This is a genomic window from Blautia sp. OF03-15BH (assembly GCF_003463065.1).
Classification (GTDB): domain Bacteria; phylum Bacillota; class Clostridia; order Lachnospirales; family Lachnospiraceae; genus Limivivens.
Genome location: NZ_QSCM01000005.1, coordinates 105,760 through 120,965, shown reverse-complemented (window position 1 = coordinate 120,965; position 15,206 = coordinate 105,760). Strand labels below are relative to the sequence as shown.

Sequence of the window (15,206 nt, the reverse complement as noted above, 5' to 3'; positions counted from 1 at the left end):
CCCCGTCAGTCCTTCAGCTTCGGATCCAGGGCGTCTGTCAGTCCGTCTCCCACCAGATTAAAGGACAGGGAGCTTAAAATGATAAACACACCGGGAAATGCCAGAAGATAAGGTGATGTGAAAATGTACGTCTGCGCTGCGGAAAGAAGCGCCCCCCACTCCGGTGAGGGCGGCTGGATTCCCATACCGATAAAGCTTAAGCCTGCCGCAGACAGGATCATATCAGAAATCGCCATGGTCGTATTTACAATGATCGGTCCCATGGCATTGGGAAGCACATACCGGAAAATGATCCGGGCGTTGGAAGCACCGTAAGAACGGGCCACCTCCACGTAGTCCTGATCCGCCACCGTGAGCACCACGGAACGGATCAGACGGACATTTCCCGGAATACAGGAGATCGTAATGGCGATGATCAGGTTCCGCATGCTGGTTCCCAAAGCTGCCACGACCGCCAGAGAAAGCAGAATCGGCGGTACACACATAAAAACATCGATGATACGGCAGATCACGTTATCCACCATACCGCCGAAATAACCGGCGCTGGCGCCCAGGATCGCTCCGGCCACCAGAGCCATCAGGCTCGTTGCCACACCGATAAACAGAGAATAACGGGCTCCATGTACCACACGGGCAAACAGATCACGGCCAAACTCGTCCGTTCCGAACCAGTGTGCGGCACTGGGCCACTGCAGACGGTCTGCACCTGTCTGCTCCACGCATCTGGCATAAGGAACGATAAGATCGGCAAAAACGGCGATCCCCACAATGACACACAGAATGACAAGTCCGACGACAGCCGCTTTGTTCTTTTTATAACGTCTCCAGAATTCTTTCAGCTGGGCGTGTTTTTTCGCTCTTTTTCTATTCACGGACTTTTCCTCCATTCTGGTATTTTGCCTTGATCCTCGGATCAATAAATGCATACAGCACATCCACAATAAGGATGATCAGGCTGAACAGGGTCGCCAGAAACAGGGTCGCACCCATGACTACCGGAATATCCTTCTGACGGATAGCCGTAGTGATCAGGGTTCCCATGCCGGGCATGGCAAAAACAGTCTCTGCAATGATGGCTCCGCCGAGGGAGGCGCCAAAGCTGGTTCCCAGAGTCGTTACCACCGGAAGCAGGGCATTTCGAAGAGCATGCTTCCAGATGACACGCTTCGGAGAGGCTCCCTTTGCTTTTGCGGTGCGGATATATTCCTGACGGACCGTCTCAAGCATGGCCGACCGGGTCAGACGAAGAAGTCCTGCGGCCGAACCCATACAGACCGTCAGCGTCGGCAGGATAAAGTGCTTCAGGCTTCCTGCACCGTAGGACGGCAGCCAGCCCAGCTTCAGGGAAAACAGAAGCATCAGCATCAGACCCAGCCAGAAACCCGGAATGGAAGCAAAGATCAATGCTACGACCACCAGGGTATGATCCAGTACGGAATACTGTCTGACCGCAGAAAGGATTCCCAGAGAAATACCAAGAATGGAAGCGATCGACATGGAAAAGACCGTCAGAAGCAAGGTATTGGGAAAACGGGCCATAATGTCAGTGATCACCGGCTGCCGGCTTTGATAAGAGGTTCCCAGGCTGAAATGAAAAATAATGTCGCCGATGTAATTGAAGAAACGGACCAGAAACGGCTGGTCATAACCGAATTCCTTGTTCAGTGCCGCAATGGCCTCCGGCTTTGCCGTCATTCCCAGAATGATGGAACCCGGATCCCCCGGTGTCAGGGAAAGGATCGTAAATACCAGAAATGCCACACCAAGAAGCACCGGAATCATGTAAAGAAGACGTTTGATAACATATTTGTGCATAAAAATGCTCTCCTTTGTAAACGAAGAAAGGCGCTGGTCATTCTGACAGCGCCTGCCTTTCTTATCAGTTACTCAGCCCAGGAAAAATCGTAGATGGAATAGATTCCTTCATAAGGGAATTCCGGGCAGTTCAGATCGGTGTTGTAAGCAAACAGAGTCAGCGGGTTGTCGATCACGGCATAAATCGCTTCATCCTGTGCTTTCGTAAGGATCTCATTGAACAGTTCTTTTCTTGCGTCTGTGTCGGTTTCTGTTCTGCTCTTCTCGAAAAGCTCATCCATGGCCGGATCGCTGTAACGGGCATTGTTGGCTGTTCCGATATAATCGGTGGTAAATGCCATTTCAAGCATCTGGGTATCGCCGTCCAGCGTCATCTCAAGAGCGGTAATGCCATAATTTCCACTGGTCAGATCACCGATATAGGAGTTGAATTCTTTTACAGAGATCGTTACATTCAGTCCCACAGCTGCCAGATCACTCTGAAGGACCGTGGCGATATTGGAATATTTCTCGGCTACCAGCATCTCACCCAGATCATACGGAGTCTCGATGCCCGCCTCAGCCAGAAGCTCTTTGGCTTTCTCCGGGTCATAGGTGTACTGGAACTGGTCATCTGAGTAACCGAAACGGTCTTTGGAGCAGATGTTGGAGTTTACCTCTGCCTCACCGTCGTAGCAGACCTGAACGAGGTTCTCACGGTTGATGGCATAGTTGACAGCCTGACGTACTTTCACATCATTGAAGGGCTCTTTCTCGGTGTTCATAGATACATAGGTGAAACCGGAGTTTGCCACTTCTGCGATCTGGATGTTCGGATTTGCGGAAAGCTGCGCGATGGTAGAGGACTCGATGGTTGCAAAGTTTACCTCTCCTGTCTGAAGAGCAATGGCTGTGGTGGACTGATCCGGGATCACTTCAAAGGTGACTTCTTTGATCGGAGCCTCTCCTCTGTAATAGCCGTCATAAGCCTCCAGTGTTACATTGCTTCCTTTGCTTCTTCCGGTGTATTTATACGGACCGCTTCCTACGGGATTGTTTGCAAAATCATCTGCTGAGCTGTCATAGTAATCCTTGGAAGCAATGTTTACCTGGCACACACCCAGCATAAAGGGAGAATACGGATTGCTCAGATGGCAGACAACCGTATAATCGTCCGGCGCCTCCACACTGTCAAGCCCCGTTACCATAGAACCCTGATACTCCGAAGCCTGGCAGAGCTCCAGGGAGAATTTTACATCTTTGGACGTCAGAGGTGTGCCGTTATGAAAGGTTACATCTTTTCTCAGATGGAACGTATAATCCAGTCCGTCATCGCTGATCTCATAGGATTCTGCGATCCTCGGTTCGGGATCATGGGTTCCGTCCGGATTCATGTACATCAGCGGATCATAGATCTGGCTTAAAATATCATGCTCCACCGTGGTGCTGTAATCCGTAGAATGCAGGGTATCCACATCCACATCTACAGCAATGGTAAGATCGGTCTTGTCTGCTGCCTGAACAGAAAGAGCACCGCCTGTCAGAGATGCCATCATTGCGACAGCTGCCAGAAATGCTGTTACTTTTTTCATAATATCTTCCTCCTTTTTCAGTCCTTAAATCTATAAGCGGAAATGGCCTTCATCAGATCCACACCTGCTTCAATATCGTTTTTCGATGCCACCGAACACTGGGCATGGGGATAACGGACAACGGTAACGATACCGCCGGCCTTCACGCCCTGGTGGGAAAGATTCATACTGGAAGCATCCGTGCCGCCCTTATCGATGACCTCTCTCTGATATTTGATGCTGTTGTTTTTACAGCACTCTTCCATGGCAGCCACAAGATCCTCGTCACAGATAACCGAAGGATCACAGATCTTGATGCCGGTACCGCCATCCACGGTATTGCTTCCCTGAAGGTCACAGGGATAATCATGCGCCGGTGTGATATCCACGGCGATTCCGAAATCCGGCCGGATCCGCTCTGCTGTCACCTGAGATCCGCGGCAGCCTACTTCCTCCTGAACGGTAAATACATAGTAAACATCATTGGGGCAGTTGCCATCATTTTCCTTCAAAGCCTCCAGAAGCTGATAACAGCCAATCCGGTTATCCAGAGAGCGGGAGCTTATCCGGTCATTCTGAAGATCGATCCAGGGACCAAAATAACCGCATACATCACCAAGCTTCACATATTTTGCCGCATCCTCTGCGGAAGTGGCTCCGATATCGATAAAAAGCTTGCCTACATCGTTTTTGGCATCCTCGATCCAGCCCTCGCAGCCTACCACGCCACTGATGCCGTTCTGAAATTCAACTCTCTCATTATAGGCAGAGCCTGCCCAGTTCCATCCCATGTTGCAGACCTTCAGACGACCGTCTGATTCGATCTTTTTCACCATAAAACCGATCTCATCCATATGAGCCGCAAACATGAGTTTCTTTTTATCTGCCCCGTCTCTTCCTTTCTTCAGGACGATCAGGTTTCCGATGGCATCCACTGTCATCTCGTCCGCATAAGGAGCTGCTTCCTCCTCGATGATCTTCCGGACGGCTTTTTCAAAACCGGAGACACCATGGGCGGCAACCAGTTTCTTCAATAATCCTTCTTCTCTCATAGGTACTTCCTCTCTTTGTTTCTTCCAGTTGGCCATCGCTTTATTACCAGAAAGTTTTAAACTTTAAATTGCGAAAGCGTCAGTCAAAAATTTATAGAAATTTTACCATTTTTCCATTTGCTTTTCAAGATGTGTTTTTGAAAAGTCCCTAAATATTTCTGTAAATTTCCGTATTTATTACTCTTTTTTTACTTATTTGTGCGTTTTTTATAAAATATTAATTGTAAGGTGGATTGAATTTTAAAATGTGCTATGATAGACTTTAACTACTACTGTTTAAGACTTCAGAATGAGGGAAATATAATGAAAAACTGGGCAGATATCCTAAAAAACCTGACCATACTGACACAATTCGGCCTTTCTTTTATCACCCCGCTTCTTTTGTGTCTGGCTCTTTCCTGGTGGCTGACGGAAAAATTCCAGCTTGGTCCCTGGATCTATATTCCCGGCTTTTTCTTTGGACTGGGCGGTTCTGCCATGGTAGCTTACAAGCTTTACCTTTCTGTTTACAGCCATCAGAAAAGAGAACGGAAAGAGAAAAAACAGCATATCTCTTTTAACAGACATCATTAAAAGAAGGGAGTGAGACTTATGAACCTGTTGAAAAACCTTGCGCCTGCTATAAAAAAGGAGACAAAGCGTGTGGGGATCTTTACTTTTTCAGGCGTCATCGTCATGTGGATCGTTTTTCTGATCCTTCATGCCTGCATGCCGGAAAAGATTCCATTTGATTACACCGTGATCCTGGGCGGCCTTCTGGGGGGCTTTATAGCCATCCTGAATTTTTTCCTCATGGGCGTCACTGTACAGAAGGTCAGCGCCGAGACAAATGAAGACAACGCAAGACTTCGCATGAAGGCCAGCTATTCCCGCCGGACCCTTCTCCAGATGGCATGGGTGATCGTCGCCATCGCGGCTCCCTGTTTTCAGTTTGCCGCCGGAATTCTTCCCCTGCTCTTCCCGAGCTTCGGGATCAAGCTTATGGGATTGATTCATAAAGAATGACTGTGATCGCAGTTTTCGTAAAGAACGGAGGTGAAAACAAATGGAACTGGATATTACGGGTGCCCGGATCCTCTGGGAAACACCCATCAACGTGCCTGTCTTAGGGCAGCTTAAGATCAGCGAGACTATGGTGATCAGCTGGCTTGTCATGCTTCTTATCACCGGCGCGTGCATCTGGCTTACCCGTGATCTGAAGGAAGAGAACATATCCAAGAGACAGGCTCTGGCTGAACTCATCGTTGAGAAAGCCAATCAGTTTGTCGTCGGAAATATGGGTGAGAGGTTCCGCTATTTCGTTCCTTTTGTGGCCGCACTGTTTGCCACAAGCGTCCTCTCCAACCTGATCAGCCTCATCGGTCTTCGAAGTCCAACGGCTGATCTTTCCACAGAAGCCGCCTGGGCAGTGGTGGTATTCATCATGATCACCGCACAGAAGATCAAGACCAACGGCTTCGGCGGATATCTGAAGGGCTTTACCACCCCTATCGCGGTAATGACGCCTTTCAATATTTTGTCAGAACTGGCAACGCCGGTCAGTATGGCCTGCCGTCATTTCGGAAACATTCTTTCCGGTGTGGTCATCAATGCTCTGATCTACGGTGCTCTGGCCGTGGCAAGCTCCGCGCTCTTCGGACTGATCCCCGGTGTTGTGGGTGATGTTCTCTCAAAGATCCCCTTCCTTGATGTGGGAATCCCTGCCATCCTGTCCGTCTACTTTGACTGGTTCTCAGGCTGTATGCAGGCATTTATCTTCTGTATGCTGACCGTCATGTATATTGCAAACGCTGCGGAAGAAGGTTAAAAAAATATATATTACTCTAAGGAGGACTTTTATTATGGAATTTCAGATGCTCGCAAAAGGTATCGCATTAGCTGGTTGTGCAATCGGTGCAGGCTGCTCCCTGATCGCCGGTATCGGACCTGGTATTGGTGAGGGTAACGCTGTAGCAAAAGCGCTTGAGGCCATCGGCCGTCAGCCGGAGTGCAAAGGAGACGTTACTTCTACCATGCTCCTTGGTTGTGCCATCGCTGAGACGACCGGTATTTACGGTTTCGTAACCGGCCTTCTTCTGATCTTCGTAGCTCCGGGAATGTTCATGAACTTTTTAAGCTGATCCCACCAGGGGACAGAGTTCAAAAAGCCGCTCGTGCTTGCACGATAAGGCATTTGGACCTGGGACCCGCCAGACAGGAGGAAACAGTGATCTACAAAGCAGATCAACGGATTCCGAATGTATGAAGACAGAACAAGGTTTGGAGGCCATAAATATGCAGGTACAGGATTTAGTAGGTATTGTGCCATGGACCTTCGTTGCCACGATCTTAAACCTTTTTATCCAGGTTTATCTGATCAAGCGTTTTCTCTTTAAACCTATCAATGAGATCCTGGAAAAGCGGAAGGCGCATGCCGACGCAGAGATCCAGGATGCCACAAAGGCAAAAGAAGAAGCGCAGGCCATGAAGGCAGAATATGAAGAAAACATGCAGAATGCCAAAAACAAGGCCAGTGAGATCCTTACTACCGCCCAGAAAACGGCTGCCATCCAGAGTGAAGAAATGCTCCGTGAGGCATCCAGACAGGCCGCTGCCCTGAAAGAAAAAGCAGAGGCTGATATCGTTCAGGAAAAACGCAAAGCGGTCAACGAACTGAAAGACGAGATCGGCGGTATGGCTATGGAGATCGCCGGCAAAGTCATTGAACGGGAAGTAAACGAAAAGGATCATGCGAAACTCATCGACGATTTCATTTCGCAGGTGGACCAGACCGGTTCCCCGGCAGATACTGACAGAAATGCAGGTGATATTTCATGACACAGGCAGCCAGAGTCTATGGAGAAAGCATGTATGAGCTTGCCCTCTCCGAAGGGCTTTCCGGTGAGATCCTGGAGGAAATGAAAGTCATCCGCAGACTTTTTCAGGAAAATCCGGATTATGTCCATCTTCTTTCAGAATCTTCCATTCCGGGGAACGAGCGGATCGATCTCATCGAAACCGCTTTCGGAAAGCAGGCGGAAAGATATCTGGTCAATTTTATAAAGCTTCTCTGTGAGAAAAATCTTCTCCGGGAATTCGGCGGCTGCTGCGATGAATACCTCCGGCGTTATAACCAGGACAACGGGATCGCCGAGGCAACAGCAACCAGTGCCGTTCCCCTGACAGAAGCACAGGCAGAAGCACTGAAACAAAAACTGGAAAAACTCAGCGGAAAGAAAATCTCCCTGAGTCTGAAAACCAATCCTTCTCTCCTCGGCGGTGTACGCGTGGAGCTGGAAGGCAAAGAGCTGGACGGAACGGTAAAAGGCCGACTCGACGGTCTTTCCCGGAAGCTGGACAGCCTGACACTGTAATCGGAGGTTCAGAGCAGCAAGCCACAGGTCTGATTTTTTCATTTCTCTGATGTTCTGAACTGTTACCTACAAACTATATAAAAGGATGGAAATGGAACCATGCAATTAAAACCTGAAGAAATATCCAAGGTCATCCGCAGCCAGATCAAATATTATGATAATGCCATCCATCAGAACGAGACCGGAACCATCCTGATGGTGGGCGATGGTATCGCCCGTGCCAGCGGTCTTGTCAACTGTATGTCTGGTGAGCTTCTGGAATTTGAGGACGGAAGCTACGGCATGGCGCAGAACCTGGAAGAAAACAGCGTCTCCATCGTACTGTTCGGAGACGGTGAAAAGATCGGCGAAGGCCAGAGCGTCAAGAGGACCGGAAAAGTCGTTTCCGTTCCCGTCGGTAACGCCCTCATCGGTCGTGTCGTCAATGCACTGGGACAGCCCATCGACGGTGCCGGTCCCATTTTGACGGACGAATACCGTGCCATTGAAAGCCCGGCTCCCGGTATCTGTGAACGGCGCTCCGTTCACGAACCGCTCCAGACCGGGATCAAAGCGATCGACTCCATGATCCCGATCGGCCGCGGTCAGCGTGAGCTGATCATCGGTGACCGTCAGACCGGTAAGACCGCCATTGCTGCGGATACAATCATCAACCAGAAAGGCAAAGATGTCATCTGTATTTATGTTGCCATCGGCCAGAAGCGTTCCACTGTGGCTGCTCTTGTGGAAAATCTTGCCAAAAACGGCGCTATGGACTATACCACTGTTGTAGCCGCTACTGCTTCCGAGGCCAGCCCTCTGCAGTATATTTCGCCTTACTCCGGCTGTGCCATGGGCGAATACTTTATGTACAAAGGAAAAAATGTACTCATCATCTACGATGACCTGAGTAAACATGCGGTGGCTTACCGTGCACTTTCTCTTCTGATCCGCCGTCCGCCAGGCCGTGAGGCTTATCCGGGTGACGTTTTCTACCTTCATTCCAGACTTCTGGAGAGAGCTGCAAAGCTGGATGACGCCCACGGCGGCGGCTCCATGACTGCTCTTCCCATCATCGAAACACAGGCAGGAGACGTTTCCGCATATATCCCCACCAACGTGATCTCTATCACCGACGGTCAGATCTTCCTGGAGACCGAGCTCTTCCATTCCGGTGTTATGCCGGCTGTAAACCCCGGTATCTCCGTTTCCCGAGTAGGCGGAAATGCTCAGATCAAGGCCATGAAAAAGGTAGCCGGAACCCTGAAGCTGATCTACTCCCAGTATCGCGAACTCCAGAGCTTTGCTCAGTTTGGTTCCGATCTGGATGCAGATACCAAGGCCCGTCTGGAACAGGGCGCCCGTATCGTAGAGGTTCTGAAGCAGAATCAGAATTCTCCGGTTCCTGTTGAAAAACAGGTAGCTATCTTCTATGCAGTTACCAAAGGAATCCTCTCCGCAGTCAGAGTTTCCGATGTCCACGACTATGAAACAGGACTTTACACCTATCTGGACACCGATCCGGAAGGCGTTGCCGTCATGCAGACCATCCGTTCCACCGGAAAACTGGAAGAAGAGACCGAAACAAAGCTGAAAGAGGTACTTGGCGTCTATACGAAGCAGTTCCTTGATTCCAGGCCTGTATAATCAGGGTCAAAAACACAGAAAGCCGTCTTGTGCCTGCACAGCAAGGCTTTTGTGTTTAAACCCCGCCAAACATTCGAAATTCTACGCTGAAACGTACTATTTATACAGGAGGAATCTTTATGGCTGCAAATATGAAATCCGTAAAACTCCGGATCAAGAGTGTGGAGAGCACCATGCAGATCACCAAGGCCATGGAACTTGTCGCCTCCTCCAAGCTTCGGAAAGCCAAGGACCGCGCAGATATCTGCCGTCCCTATTTCCGAGAGCTCCATCAGACTCTGGTGGACATTACGGAAGGAAATCTGGATTTTTCCTCCATTTATGCCCGAAAATCTTCCAGTGAAAAGTATTGTTACATTGTAATCGCCGGAGACCGCGGTCTGGCTGGCGGTTATAATGTCAACCTTTTCAAATGCCTGGAGGAAGCCAGTGCCGGAAAGGATTTTGTTGTCCTTCCCATTGGAAAAAAAGCAGTGGAATACGCGCACAGGAAAAAACTTCCCATTCTCACAGAAGAGTTTGCAGAAATTGCAGAGATCTCTGTTGCCGACAGCTTTGAGATGTCAAGAATCCTCTGCTCTGCCTTCAAAAACGGGGAATTCGGCCACATTGAGCTCTGCTTTACCAGCTTTGTTTCCATGCTTTCCCAGGTGCCGGAGATCTTTTCCATGCTTCCTCTCTCGGATCTTACCGATGACAGGAAGTCTCCGGATGAGAAGAAGATCCGGAATCTGATCTGGTATGAACCAAACGAGGTGGAGGTCTTTGACGCCATCGTTCCGGAGTATCTGGCAGGCCTCATTTACGGCGGTGTCTGCGAAAGCGTTGCCAGTGAGCTGGCTGCCCGCCGTACCGCCATGGAAGCCGCTACCAGCAATGCGGAGGATATGATCGATAAACTGAATCTTTATTATAACAGAGCCCGACAGGCCAGCATCACCCAGGAGATCACGGAGATCGTCGGCGGTGCGGAAGGACTCTGAAAAGGAGATTAAATAATGACTGAAAAACATATTGGCGAGGTTGTGCAGGTCATCGGCCCGGTTCTTGATATCCGGTTCGCCCATGATGAACTGCCCGCCCTTCTCAACGCCATTGAAATTGACAACAACGGCTCCCGGCTGGTAGCAGAGGTTGCCCAGCAGACCGGTGACAACACGGTCCGCTGCATTGCCATGAATTCCACCGACGGACTGGTCCGCGGAGCCAAGGCCCTGGATACCGGCGGTCCCATCAAGGTACCGGTAGGTGAGGAATGTCTGGGACGTGTTTTCAACCTTCTGGGCGATCCGGTAGACAATCTGCCGGCTCCGGAAGCCAAAGAACACTGGGCGATCCACCGTCCGGCTCCGGCCTACGAAGAGCAGATGCCGGCAACAGAGATCCTGGAAACCGGAATCAAGGTCGTAGACCTGATCTGCCCCTACGCAAAGGGCGGTAAGATCGGTCTTTTCGGAGGCGCCGGCGTAGGAAAAACCGTCCTCATCATGGAGCTGATCCACAACGTAGCCACCGCTCATGGCGGACTGTCCGTCTTTACCGGCGTTGGCGAGCGTACCCGTGAGGGAAATGACCTTTATAATGAGATGAAAGAAAGCGGCGTTATTGATAAGACTGCCTTGGTTTACGGCCAGATGAATGAGCCCCCCGGAGCCCGTATGCGTGTCGGTCTTTCCGGACTTACCATGGCAGAATACTTCCGTGATGTAAAAAATCAGGATGTGCTTCTTTTCATTGACAACATTTTCCGTTTCACCCAGGCAGGTTCCGAGGTATCCGCTCTTCTGGGCCGTATGCCTTCTGCCGTTGGTTATCAGCCTACTCTGGCAACGGAGATGGGTGCGCTTCAGGAGCGTATCACTTCTACCAGAAAAGGTTCCATCACCTCCGTACAGGCTGTCTACGTGCCCGCAGATGACCTGACAGACCCGGCTCCGGCCACCACCTTCACCCATCTGGATGCCACCACGGTTCTTTCCCGTGAGATTTCCAGCCAGGGCATTTACCCGGCCGTGGATCCTCTGGATTCCACCAGCCGTATCCTTTCCCCGGATATCGTGGGAACCGAGCATTACGAGACGGCCCGTGCCGTTCAGAGAGTGCTCCAGCGTTACAAAGAGCTTCAGGATATCATCGCCATCATGGGTATGGACGAGCTCTCCGAAGAAGACAAGCTCACCGTAAGCCGTGCCAGAAAGGTACAGCGTTTCCTCTCCCAGAGCTTCTCTGTAGCAGAGCAGTTCACCGGTATGGCCGGTCAGTACGTTCCCTTAAAGGAAACGCTCCGCGGCTTCCAGATGATCTTAAACGGCGAATGTGACGAGCTTCCCGAGAGCTGCTTCCTCTTCGCAGGCACCATTGATGATGTCTTCGAAAAAGCCAAGAATCTGTAAAGGAGGCGTCGCTCATGAAGACATTTCCATTGCATATCGGAACTCCCGACGGCCTTCTTTTTGAAGGAAACGTGGAAAAAGTCATCTGCCGCACCATCACCGGAGACCTGGCCATCCTGGCAGACCACTGCAACTTTTGTACAGCCCTCGGAATGGGCGAATCCACCGTTGTTATGGAGGATGGGACCCGCAGGGCTGCAGCCTGCATCGGCGGCATGCTTTCTGTCATGAACGGCACCTGCCGTCTTCTGGCCACCACCTGGGAATGGAAAGAGGACATTGACCAGCCGCGTGCGGAAAAAGCGAAAAAACACGCAGAAGAAATGCTGGCCAAAGGAGGACTCACCGATAAAGAATACAAGATCGCCGAGGCGAAACTCAAGCGTGCGCTGGTGCGCCTCGGCGTAAAGGAGTAAACAGGAAAACAGCCGGAATACCGGGGAATAAAATCCCGATATTCCGGCTGCTTCACTTTACAGATTTTCCGCGATCTTTCTATTTACTCTTTCACGGACTGCGGTGAGGTATTCTCTGTTTCTGGGGTATTCCTCGATGGTGAGGATTTCTTTGCCGTCAGGCTCCAGGCAGGCAAGGACTGTCTCCCTGCCGCAGAGGTCTTCCAGAAGATTCATGGCACAGAGGTCGGACATGGCTTCATCCATGAGCATGAGACGCTGGCTTTCCTCCGGCATTCCTCCCGGTCCCGGGTAGACGATGAAGGGATCGCCCGACGGGAAGGCTCCGTCTGCGTCCGTACAGCGATAGGGATCGATGGGGTGCAGAGAAAAGGCAGAATTGTAGAAATTATAGCCCCACTGAAGGAAGCCGGCCAGCTCATACTTATACATCTGCGCTCCAAGGACCCTGGTCCGGTAACCCGGCTGCACGATAAAGCGGTTGGTCACCTTCTCCGGCTGTCCCACACAGTAGTAACCCCAGAGCTTCTCCAGTCCCTTCCCCTCTTCTCTCGCCTTCAGGAAGGGAGCGATATGGTTCAGACCGCAGACCGGCTGCTGGACCAGCCCCTGCTCATAAAAACCATAATCTGACAGCGCATCAAACATACCATAGCCCTTCAGATCCTCTGCTACCGCCTCTTTTGCCGCCCGGTAGGAATCGATCTGCTCCATGGAGGGCTCATCGGAAACGTGAAAATAGGTCTCATTTTCAATACCAAGCTTTTTCAGTTCCGGCTTCAAAGCCTCCAGGAAAGCATGAAGGAACGCCCGGTATGCTTCTCCTGCCGCATCCGTATCCCAGCCAAAGATCTGCTGGCAGATCCCGTCTTTTTCCGCCATGATCTTTGGCGCTGCAGTGGCTCCCCACTGGGTAAAAAGATGAGACATTTCAAAGAAACGGATCCCGCAGCGTTTTGCCATTTCCACCCAGCGTTCCAGCTTTTCAAAGCCAAATGCATAGCTTCCATCCGCCTGAACGCGCACATCTACCAGCTGAACCGTCCGACGCTCTCCGCCTACTGCTGTATCCAGAGGCGGTGTAAAGATCGGTGTCAGAAGCATATTATAACGGTGTCTGCCAGCTGTCCGCACAAAATTTTCCACGATGCGCCAGTATTCCTCGGAAAAAACCTCTACACCATAATAATCTGCCAGACAGTCACTGTGGAACCATTCCGTATGAGGAACCTTCATGGCCGGAAGGACTGCTCCGATGACTTCCACTTCCACGGTTTTCTCTGTCAGAACCTCACCTTTATAAGTAAGGCGGATCGTCAGAGGATACGTCCCTGCTTCCATATCCTCTGATAGTTCCACATCTACCCAGAGACTTCTCCACTGTGCATGGATCAGGGGAATCTCTTTATAAATATCTTTTTCTTCGTCAGAAACTTTTTCCAGTTTCTCCAGACGATCCGGATAAAGTCCAGGTGCAGTCGTGATATAATCCTCATCTACAACAGGGCCACAGGGATATTCGCAGGGAACCAGAGCCACTTTCCGAAGCTGTACCTGTTCCCGGATGGGTGAGATTACTTCTGCCTCTGCCCTGGCAAAGCCCTGAGATTCCGCATAATAAGCAATCTGAAAAGAAACGATCTCTCCTTTTAAACCACTGAGTTTTTCTCTGGCTCCCTCTTCGGAGGGCGCTGCTGTCGAAAATACTTTTTCCATGGGTGATACGTTTACCGCTTTAAAATTCATTTTCATCCTCCATTTCCGCATAATGACTGCCGTACTTGATATACGCATCATACCATTCTGCCGGTGCCCTTGTCTATAAAGCATCCATCACTTTTTTTATACAAAAAAACGGACGGCAGAAGTTGTCGCTTCCGCCGCCCGAAATTCCATTTATGCTTCCAGAATCCCCAGTTTTTCCGCTTCTTTTTTCAGTTCCTCGTTCCGTCGGTTCATGCTTCCAAAACCGGAAACCGCCAGGATCACTTTTTTACAGCTTCGCATCAGTTCTACGGCCTCCTGATAATGTTCCTCTGAGATCTCCTCAAAGGGTCTTTCCGTCACGACCTTCGCTGCCAAAGCCTTCGCTACCTGATAATCCACATCATTTTCCTGGAGAACCCCCGTTGCAAAAGGGATTCCCTGCCGCTGCAGCTGCCGGAACACCGGGATTCCGCTGCCGCCTCCGGCGATCACAAAAACCTCCGGCTTTCCTCTGGCAGGCTCCATCTCCAGACAGCCAAAAGACGCATTATAACTTCCTGCTGTCACACCGTAAAGCTGACGGATATACTCGTCGGTAAAGATCTCCTCCGGAACACCGCAGCGCTCAATCCGGTCCCCATGGACGCAGATCACCAGATCCGATACCTTCTGGGCCAGATCCAGCTCATGCAGGGACATCAGCACGGCCACATGCTGCTTTCTTACCATTTCTTTCAGGATTGAAAGCAGTTCCAGCTTGTGACGGATATCCAGGAAAGAGGTCGGCTCATCCAGCACAATGACCTCCGGTTCCTGACAGATGGCTCTGGCCAGAAGAATCCTCTGCCGCTGGCCATCACTGACTGCTGAAAAATCCCGGTCTTTCAGATCCCATGCATGGACCAGTTCCATAGCTGATCGCACTTTCTCATGATCCTCTGCAGAAAGGATACCTAAAACTCCCGTGTAAGGATAACGGCCGGTTCCTACAATGTCCTCACAGGTCATCAGCTCCGGCTGCATCCGGCCTGTCATAACCACCGCAAGCTTCCGTGAGATCTCTTTATCCGACATTTTCTCCATGGATTTCTGATCCAGAAAAACGGCTCCATCCACTAGCTTCAGCTGCCGGATAATACTCTTCAGAATCGTGGATTTGCCTGCTCCGTTTGGGCCGATCAGCGTCAGGATCTGCCCTTTTTCCAGAGAAAGCCGGATATCCCGTATCAGAGCCTTTCCGTCATAACCCACAGTCATATTTTCTGTGTAAACAAAACTCCTGTTCATGAGCTGC

General features: G+C 50.6%; 16 protein-coding genes. 10 read left to right on the top strand and 6 right to left on the bottom strand.

Going from position 1 to position 15,206, the window contains the following annotated elements; translation table 11 throughout:
* Positions 1–5: 5 nt before the first annotated feature.
* From DXA57_RS07565 to DXA57_RS07550, 4 genes are all read right to left on the bottom strand, one after another.
* A complete protein-coding gene (locus tag DXA57_RS07565) occupies positions 6–872 on the bottom strand; it encodes an ABC transporter permease (RefSeq protein ID WP_243005741.1) in 867 nt (288 codons plus the stop codon).
* The gene (locus DXA57_RS07560) at positions 865–1,815 is read right to left on the bottom strand and encodes an ABC transporter permease (protein ID WP_117766193.1); all 951 of its coding nucleotides are present in this window, start codon (positions 1,813–1,815) and stop codon (positions 865–867) included. Before DXA57_RS07560 ends, DXA57_RS07565 begins: the two co-directional genes overlap by 8 nt.
* A gap of 68 nt (positions 1,816–1,883) precedes the next feature.
* A complete protein-coding gene (locus tag DXA57_RS07555; protein WP_117766191.1) occupies positions 1,884–3,386 on the bottom strand; it encodes an ABC transporter substrate-binding protein in 1,503 nt (500 codons plus the stop codon).
* A gap of 17 nt (positions 3,387–3,403) precedes the next feature.
* A complete protein-coding gene (locus tag DXA57_RS07550) occupies positions 3,404–4,417 on the bottom strand; it encodes a M42 family metallopeptidase (protein WP_117766189.1) in 1,014 nt (337 codons plus the stop codon).
* 303 nt (positions 4,418–4,720) lie between these two features.
* Between DXA57_RS07550 and DXA57_RS07545 the strand changes: the two genes are divergently transcribed.
* From DXA57_RS07545 to atpC, 10 genes are all read left to right on the top strand, one after another.
* A complete protein-coding gene (locus DXA57_RS07545; RefSeq protein WP_117766187.1) occupies positions 4,721–4,990 on the top strand; it encodes an AtpZ/AtpI family protein in 270 nt (89 codons plus the stop codon).
* A gap of 18 nt (positions 4,991–5,008) precedes the next feature.
* Complete coding sequence (locus DXA57_RS07540) at positions 5,009–5,422, top strand: ATP synthase subunit I (protein ID WP_117766185.1); 414 nt, start codon at positions 5,009–5,011, stop codon at positions 5,420–5,422.
* 40 nt (positions 5,423–5,462) lie between these two features.
* Positions 5,463–6,224: a F0F1 ATP synthase subunit A gene (locus tag DXA57_RS07535; protein WP_117766183.1), complete on the top strand. Its 762-nt coding sequence runs from the start codon at positions 5,463–5,465 to the stop codon at positions 6,222–6,224.
* A 31-nt stretch (positions 6,225–6,255) separates the two neighbouring features.
* Complete coding sequence (gene atpE / locus DXA57_RS07530; RefSeq protein WP_117766418.1) at positions 6,256–6,537, top strand: ATP synthase F0 subunit C; 282 nt, start codon at positions 6,256–6,258, stop codon at positions 6,535–6,537.
* Between the two features lie 154 nt (positions 6,538–6,691).
* Positions 6,692–7,234: a F0F1 ATP synthase subunit B gene (gene atpF / locus DXA57_RS07525; protein WP_117766181.1), complete on the top strand. Its 543-nt coding sequence runs from the start codon at positions 6,692–6,694 to the stop codon at positions 7,232–7,234.
* Complete coding sequence (gene atpH, locus DXA57_RS07520) at positions 7,231–7,770, top strand: ATP synthase F1 subunit delta (RefSeq protein ID WP_117766179.1); 540 nt, start codon at positions 7,231–7,233, stop codon at positions 7,768–7,770. Before atpF ends, atpH begins: the two co-directional genes overlap by 4 nt.
* Before the next feature lie 99 nt (positions 7,771–7,869).
* Entirely contained in the window at positions 7,870–9,396 is a 1,527-nt protein-coding gene (atpA, locus tag DXA57_RS07515; RefSeq protein WP_117766177.1) for a F0F1 ATP synthase subunit alpha, read from the top strand.
* 119 nt (positions 9,397–9,515) lie between these two features.
* The gene (gene atpG / locus DXA57_RS07510) at positions 9,516–10,379 is read left to right on the top strand and encodes an ATP synthase F1 subunit gamma (RefSeq protein ID WP_117766175.1); all 864 of its coding nucleotides are present in this window, start codon (positions 9,516–9,518) and stop codon (positions 10,377–10,379) included.
* Positions 10,380–10,394: 15 nt separating this feature from the next.
* Positions 10,395–11,789, top strand: coding sequence for a F0F1 ATP synthase subunit beta (atpD, locus tag DXA57_RS07505; RefSeq protein ID WP_117766173.1), 1,395 nt, complete (start codon positions 10,395–10,397; stop codon positions 11,787–11,789).
* A 14-nt stretch (positions 11,790–11,803) separates the two neighbouring features.
* Positions 11,804–12,205, top strand: coding sequence for an ATP synthase F1 subunit epsilon (gene atpC / locus DXA57_RS07500; protein ID WP_117766171.1), 402 nt, complete (start codon positions 11,804–11,806; stop codon positions 12,203–12,205).
* A gap of 57 nt (positions 12,206–12,262) precedes the next feature.
* Here the strand turns inward: atpC and DXA57_RS07495 are convergent, their stop codons facing one another.
* Together DXA57_RS07495 and DXA57_RS07490 are read right to left on the bottom strand one after the other, a co-directional pair.
* The gene (locus DXA57_RS07495; RefSeq protein WP_243005740.1) at positions 12,263–13,951 is read right to left on the bottom strand and encodes a DUF4091 domain-containing protein; all 1,689 of its coding nucleotides are present in this window, start codon (positions 13,949–13,951) and stop codon (positions 12,263–12,265) included.
* A 150-nt stretch (positions 13,952–14,101) separates the two neighbouring features.
* Positions 14,102–15,199: an ABC transporter ATP-binding protein gene (locus DXA57_RS07490; protein ID WP_117766168.1), complete on the bottom strand. Its 1,098-nt coding sequence runs from the start codon at positions 15,197–15,199 to the stop codon at positions 14,102–14,104.
* Between the last annotated feature and the right edge of the window lie 7 nt (positions 15,200–15,206).